This is a genomic window from Streptomyces sp. NPDC104581 (genome assembly GCF_055583685.1).
Genome location: NZ_JBVJNN010000086.1, coordinates 1 through 5439 on the forward strand (window position 1 = coordinate 1; position 5439 = coordinate 5439).

Genomic DNA, 5439 nt, shown 5'->3' on the forward strand with positions numbered 1-5439 from the left:
ACGGGACCCGGGGACAGCCCCTGCGGGTGCCCTCACGAGGACCCGGGCCGGTGACCGCCGAGATCACCCGCAGAAGGGCCACACGGGGGACGGTGACCGTTACGGGCGACAGCGGCACCCGGGGACGGCCCCTGCGAGTCCCCTCACGGGGACCGGGGCCGATGACCGCCGGAAGAACCCCGCAGGGGGCGACCCCGGGCCGTACCGGCCTCGTGACGCCGCAGGAGGGCGGACACGGGGGGTCGGTGACCGTCGCGAGTGACGGCGAGAGGGGGGCGGGGGCGCAGGAGGTGCGTGTTCGGACACTCAGGCTGATTTGTGGTGCGTGGACAAGATGGGTCAACGGGTCCAACGAACGGAGCACGCGCCGTAAATCACGCCGTCCGGACATGCACCTCCGGAGGCCCCGCACCCCGACCACGACCCACAACCGCAACCGCAACCGCAACCAGAAACCCCGCACCCCCGCCGGGAGGCCACCCGCAACCCCTAGATGCGCCCGCCGAACAGCGCACGCTCCAGCGTGCCGTACGTGCCGCCGTGGTCGGCCAGGACGTCCGACACCACGCCCGGCCCGGCCGTGAGCGCCAGCAGGATGTGGCCGTCGGTGATCTCCTTGTCCCCGCGGCCCACCGCGACCCGCAGGGACTGCTCCAGCGTCTTCTTCGCGCCGGGCGTGAACTTCTTGTGGGACGTCCGGCCCCGCTTCGAGCGCTTCACGGCCGCCCCCATCGCGCCCACGCCGTGCGCCGCCTCGACCTTCGAGACGACCTCCGCGACGTCGATCCCGATCCCGGCGAGCGCCGCCGTGTCGGCGTGCGACATGCCGCCCCGCCGGCGCGCCTCCGCCAGGCCCGCCTCGACCGAGTCGCGCCGGTCCAGGATGCCCAGCGAGGTGAAGGCGAACTCCGCCCGCGTACCCCGCGAGTCCAGCAGCGCGAGCAGCATGTGCTCGTCGGTGATCTCGGGTGAGGCCGTGCGCTCGGCCTGGGCGACCGCGCCGGTCACCACGGCGCGCGCCCCTTTCGTGAAACGTTCGAACATCACTGCCTCCCGTACTTCTTGTGTACCGCCTGCCTGCTGACGCCGAGCTGGGTCGCGATCTCCTGCCACGACCAGCCCTGGTTCCGGGCACTGCGCACCTGGACGGCTTCGAGCTGTTCGAGCAGTCGCCGCAGCGCGGCGACCGCCCTCAGCCCGACCCGTGGGTCGCGGTCGCCCACCCGTTCCGCGAGATCCGTCGCATCGGTCATGATGTCAATCTACGTTGACATACGTGCCACGTCAACCAGGATTGACAACCGGCCTCAGCCCCGCAGCCGCCGCGCCCATCGCCGCAGTACGGAGCGGCGCCGGCGCGGTGGGGCGGGCCGGCCGCGGTACGGAACCGGTTCGCCGCCCGCCCCGTGCGGATCGTTCGGCGCGGCCATCGGTACCTGCCGCTCGGCCTGCGCCTGGATCTCGTAGTGCGCGTCGTGCGCGGTCACCCGGAACGCCTCGTCGTACGAGGCCATGGCCGCGGTGATGCCCGCCCCCGCGGTGCCCCGCCGCTTCACGAGCGACGCGAGCCGGCCGAAGAAGGCCATGACCACGGCGAGGCAGCCGACGATCAGCAGCGGTGGCAGCAGTGACTCCATGGCGGCGCGCCCTCAGCCGGTCAGCACGATCTTGCCGAACAGATCGCCCGCGGCCATCCGTTCGAACCCCTCGCGCGCCCGGTCCAGCGGCAGGACGTCGTCGATCACCGGGCGGATGCCCGTCGTCGTGCAGAAGGACAGCAGGTCCTCCAGCTCGTCCTTCGTGCCCATGGTCGAGCCGACGACCTTGAGCTCCAGGAAGAAGATGCGGGTGAGTTCGGCGTGCGCGGGGCGGTCGCCGCTGGTGGCGCCGGAGATCACCAGCGTGCCGCCGGGTCGCAGGGACTTCACCGAGTGGGACCAGGTCGCGGCGCCGACCGTCTCGATGACCGCGTCCACGCGGTGCGGCAGCCGCGCGCCGGGCTCGAACGCGTCGGCGGCGCCCAGTCCGACCGCGCGCTCGCGCTTCGCCGCGTCACGGCTGGTGGCGTAGACACGAAGCCCCGCGGCCTTCCCGAGGACGATCGCGGCGGTGGCGACACCGCCGCCCGCGCCCTGGACGAGGACGGAATCGCCGGGCCGCACACCGGCGTTGGTGAACAGCATCCGGTAGGCGGTGAGCCAGGACGTCGGCAGACAGGCGGCCTGCTCGAACGTCAGCCCGGCGGGCTTGGGCAGCAGGTTCCAGGTCGGTACGGAGACCTGCTCGGCGAAGGTGCCCTGGTACCTCTCGGTGAGGAGCGAGCGGGGCTCACGGGGCCCGACACCGTGGCCGCTCTGGCCGATGACGGAGTGGATGACGACCTCGTCGCCGTTCTCGTCGATCCCGGCGGCGTCGCAGCCGAGGATCATCGGCAGCTGCTCCTCCTTGAAGCCGACCCCGCGCAGGGTCCAGAGGTCGTGATGGTTGAGTGAGGCGGCCTTGACGGTCACGGTCGACCAGCCGGGGCGCGGCTCGGGAGCCGGGCGTTCGCCCAACTCCAGGCCGTTGAGGGGCTGGTCACTGTCGATACGGGCTGCGTAGGCGGCGAACATGACCTTGACCCTAGAGCGGAGGCGGGACACACGGAACCTCATGGGCGTGTGAGGCGGGTCCCGCCCCCGCCCGGCCTCAGTCCCTGCGGTACTGCGCGGGCGACGCCTTCGTCGCCGGGTCCTCGTACGCGCCCGCGGTGCCCCGGTCCACATGGAACGTGGTCAGGGTCGAGACGGCGGAGGCCGGGTCACGGCGGTCGTCGATGACCCGCATATGGGTGCTGAATCGTTCCGGCGTGACCTCGTACACGTCGTAGCCGTAGCGGTTCCCCTCGAAGTACTGGAGGTGCGGGTTGGCCGCGCCCATCAGCGGACCGTTCGCGGCGTTCCACTGCGCGTCGTACGCGCTGGAGCTCACCGAGTGCGCGGTGAACTCCGTTCCCACGACCGGCGATTCGGTGTTGTCGTAGTCCGGCCGGATGTCGTCGACGAACGCGGAGTGCCAGTCACCGGTGAGCACCACGAGGTCTTCGAGACCGCTGGTACGCACATGCTCCAGCACCTCCTTGCGCTCACCGAGGAAGCCGTCCCACTGGTCGGTGAACATGAAGCCGCCGCCGGGGCGGCCCCGGAGCTGGCTGAGCATGATCGAGTTGGCCCAGACGTGCCAGCTGTCGGGCGCGCGGTCGACGGTCTTCTTCAGCCAGGTCTTCTGCCCGGCGCCGAGGATGGTCCCGTCGGGAAGGTTCTGCGCGGAGCGGTACTGCCGCAGGTCCAGCACGGCCAGCTCCAGCAGGTCGCCCCAGCGGCGCACCCGGTGGATGTCGATGTCCGGCAGCACGGAGTCCCCCGCGCCCCGGTGCGGCAGGTGCTCGTACCACGCCTGGTACGCGGCGGCCCGGCGCCGTACGAAGGGGGCGCCGCCGCCCGTACCGCTGTAGTCGTTGACCACCTCGTGGTCGTCCCAGGTCAGGAACCACGGGTGCGCGGCGTGCGCGGCGCGCAGCGACGGGTCGCCCTTGTAGAGCGCGTGGCGCATCCGGTAGTCGTGCAGCGTGAACACGGCCGGACCGTTGTGGTCGCGGAGGTCGCTGCCCTCGGGGCCGTGCTCGTAGACGTAGTCGCCGAGGTGGATGACGAAGTCCAGGTCCTCGCGGGCTATCCCGCGCAGCGCGGCGTAGTGGCCCTGCGGGTAGTTCTGGCAGTTGGCCGTGGCGAACCGTGCGGAGCGGACACGGCCGGCGGGCGCGGTTCGGGTGCGGCCGATGCGGCTGGTCCTGCCGAGCGCGGTGAAGGCGTACCAGTACGTACGGCCGGGACGCAGACCGCCGACCGGGACGTGCACGCTGTGCGCGAGGGTCGCGGAGGCGGGGACGGTACCGCGGGCGACGACACGGCGCAGGGCGCGGTCCTCGGCGACGACCCAGCGGACGTCGACCACCTCGTCGAGCGGCTGGTCACCCGGCTCGGCGAAGGGCTCGGGAGCGAGCCGCGTCCAGAGCACGACGCCGGTGGGCTGCGGGTCGCCGGACCCGACGCCGAGCGTGAACGGCGCCTCGTCGTACGCCGATCCGAGCGCCTCCGCCGCCGCGCGCGCCTGCGCGGGTGAGAGGCCGGCGCTCAGGGGCCACACCACGTTGAGCGCGCCCGCGGCCCCGGCCGCCTTGAGCAGATCACGTCTGTTGAGGGTCACGAGTGCCTTCCCGATGCCGTCAGTCGGAGTGAGATCTCGTCGGCGTAGCCGTCGTTCGACGTGCCGGTGCCGGTACGGGTGAAGGAGAGCAGGACGCGCGCGGACCGGGCGCCGGGCGGCACGGCGGCCTCGGCGCCGCGCTCCAGCAGGGCGGTGGCGCGACCGCGTTCCTCGGCGGTGACGGGGCCGAGGACGGAGAGCGCGAGCGGGGTGCCGGCGCGGTCCCGGAACTCGACGGACAGCCTGGCACCGTCCTCCTGCTCGGCGTACCCGCCGAGCCAGCCGCTGAGCACGTACCGGACGCGGCCGGCGTCGACGGCGCGGTGTCCTGCCGGGCCGGTGGCGGGCAGGGGCACCTCCTGCACCATGCTGGTCACGCCGCTGTTCCCGCCGGAGAAGAACCGCCGGCCGGGCTCGCCGGGGCCGGGGTCGGCGGGTGTGGGGTAGCCGTCACCGACGTCGTACCCGATGATCGCGGGCGCGCCCTGCCGCACCGTCCATCCGACGACCTTCCCGACGGGCTCGGCGGTTCCTCCCGCCCCCTGCTCGGCGTCACCGTTGACAAGCAGATTCACAAGCGCCTCCTGTCTGAGGATGGTTGGCGCGAGGATCTCACCAGGCGGGGGTGAACGGCGGGGGTCACTCGCACGGTGCCCGGGTTTCGGTCGCGGGTGCGGGTGCCCTCCCGGCGGGGGGCGGGGTCTGGGTTGCGGTTGCGGGAGCGGGTGCGGGTGCCCTCCCAGGCTGGTGGCGGGTGCGGTTGCCCTCCGGGGGGTGCGGGGTCTCTGGTTGCGGTTGTGGGTGTGGGTCGGGGTGCGGGGCCTCCGGAGGTGCATGTCCGGACGGCGTGATTTACGGCGCGTGCCCCGTTCGTTGGACCCGTTGACCCAGGTTGTTCACGCGCCACAAATCAGCCTGAGTGTCCGAACACGCACCTCCTGCGCCCCCGCCCCCCTTCCGCCGTCACTCGCGACGGTCACCGATCCCCGGGTCCCGCTCCTGCGGCGTCACGAGGCCGGTACGGCCCGGGGTCGCCTCCTGCGGGCAAATACCTGGCGGTCACCGGCCACGGTCCCCGTGAGGGCACCCGCAGGGGCCGCCCCCGGGTTCGCCGCCGTCACCCGTAACGGTCACCGATCCTCGGTGCCCCTCCTGCGGGTGATCTCGGCGGTCACCGGCCCCCGGGGGAACCGC

General features: G+C 72.6%; 6 protein-coding genes. All 6 read right to left on the reverse strand.

Going from position 1 to position 5439, the window contains the following annotated elements; genetic code table 11:
- Nucleotides 1-489: 489 nt before the first annotated feature.
- The 6 genes from ACZ61E_RS32440 to ACZ61E_RS32465 all read right to left on the reverse strand — a co-directional run bounded on the left by ACZ61E_RS32440 (nucleotide 490) and on the right by ACZ61E_RS32465 (nucleotide 4820).
- On the reverse strand, nucleotides 490-1044 hold the full coding sequence (locus ACZ61E_RS32440) for a Clp protease N-terminal domain-containing protein (RefSeq protein WP_469703987.1): 555 nt from the start codon (nucleotides 1042-1044) through the stop codon (nucleotides 490-492).
- A complete protein-coding gene (locus tag ACZ61E_RS32445) occupies nucleotides 1044-1253 on the reverse strand; it encodes a helix-turn-helix domain-containing protein (protein WP_469703988.1) in 210 nt (69 codons plus the stop codon). The genes ACZ61E_RS32440 and ACZ61E_RS32445 overlap by 1 nt, the downstream gene beginning before the upstream one ends.
- 54 nt (nucleotides 1254-1307) lie before the next feature.
- Nucleotides 1308-1637: a hypothetical protein gene (locus ACZ61E_RS32450; RefSeq protein ID WP_469703989.1), complete on the reverse strand. Its 330-nt coding sequence runs from the start codon at nucleotides 1635-1637 to the stop codon at nucleotides 1308-1310.
- Between the two features lie 12 nt (nucleotides 1638-1649).
- Nucleotides 1650-2612 carry a zinc-binding dehydrogenase gene (locus ACZ61E_RS32455; protein ID WP_469703990.1) on the reverse strand — a complete coding sequence of 321 codons (963 nt, stop codon included), beginning with the start codon at nucleotides 2610-2612 and terminating at the stop codon, nucleotides 1650-1652.
- A gap of 76 nt (nucleotides 2613-2688) precedes the next feature.
- The gene (locus tag ACZ61E_RS32460; protein WP_469703992.1) at nucleotides 2689-4245 is read right to left on the reverse strand and encodes an alkaline phosphatase D family protein; all 1557 of its coding nucleotides are present in this window, start codon (nucleotides 4243-4245) and stop codon (nucleotides 2689-2691) included.
- Nucleotides 4242-4820: a phosphoesterase gene (locus ACZ61E_RS32465; protein WP_469703994.1), complete on the reverse strand. Its 579-nt coding sequence runs from the start codon at nucleotides 4818-4820 to the stop codon at nucleotides 4242-4244. Before ACZ61E_RS32465 ends, ACZ61E_RS32460 begins: the two co-directional genes overlap by 4 nt.
- Between the last annotated feature and the right edge of the window lie 619 nt (nucleotides 4821-5439).

Bases quoted from the DNA above. Each gene is read 5' to 3' on its own strand.
- ACZ61E_RS32445 (WP_469703988.1), bottom strand. From the start codon at position 1,253: ATGACCGATGCGACGGATCTCGCGGAACGGGTGGGCGACCGCGACCCA.
- ACZ61E_RS32450 (WP_469703989.1), bottom strand. From the start codon at position 1,637: ATGGAGTCACTGCTGCCACCGCTGCTGATCGTCGGCTGCCTCGCCGTG.
- ACZ61E_RS32440 (WP_469703987.1), bottom strand. From the start codon at position 1,044: ATGTTCGAACGTTTCACGAAAGGGGCGCGCGCCGTGGTGACCGGCGCG.
- ACZ61E_RS32455 (WP_469703990.1), bottom strand. From the start codon at position 2,612: ATGTTCGCCGCCTACGCAGCCCGTATCGACAGTGACCAGCCCCTCAAC.